Consider the following 671-nt stretch of genomic DNA (forward strand, 5'->3'; position numbering starts at 1 on the left):
GCCGCGTCGAGGCGCACGAAGTCGAGGTCGGTCACCGCCGCCTCCAGGGCCGCGCGCGCGGCCGCCAGCACCGCGGGGACGAACGCCTCCAGCTCGGCCAGCATCAGGTCGGCCCGGAACAGGAAGTAGCCCGAGTTCCACAGGGCGCCGTCGGTGATCATCGCCTCGGCGCCGGCTTGGGTAGGCTTCTCGACGAAGCGGGCGACGCGGGCCGCGCCCTCGGCCTCGGTGATCGGCTCGCCGCGGCGGATGTAGCCGTAATCGGTGGCCGGCCGGTCGGGCTCGATGCCGAGCGTCATCGTGTAGCCGGCGCGCGCCCCGGCGGCGGCGCGGCGCACGGCGTCCACGAAGGCCGCCGTGTCGGGCACGACGTGGTCGGCGGCCATGATCAGCACCACGGCCTGCGGGTCGCTGGCGGCGGCGTGCAGCGCCGCCACCGCCACCGCCGCGGCGGAGTCGCGGCCCTGCGGCTCCAGCAGGATGTCGGCCGAGAGACCGAGCTGGTCGCGCTGCTCGGCGACGATGAAGCGGGCCTCGGCCGAGGCGATGACGGTGGGCGTGGCGAAGACGGCGGCGTCCGACACCCGCGCCAGCGTCGCCTGGAAGGTCGAGCGCTCGGCGTCGACCAGACGGGCGAACTGCTTGGGCATGCTCTCCCGCGACGCCGGCCA

At 75.6% G+C, this 671-nt stretch carries 1 protein-coding gene; it reads right to left on the minus strand.

The genetic code is table 11. From position 1 onward, the window contains the following. A partial coding sequence (locus ACLBXO_RS31660) for a sugar phosphate nucleotidyltransferase (RefSeq protein WP_447687908.1) occupies positions 1-671 on the minus strand: 671 nt, incomplete at both ends.

This window comes from Methylobacterium sp. C33D (assembly GCF_053345825.1).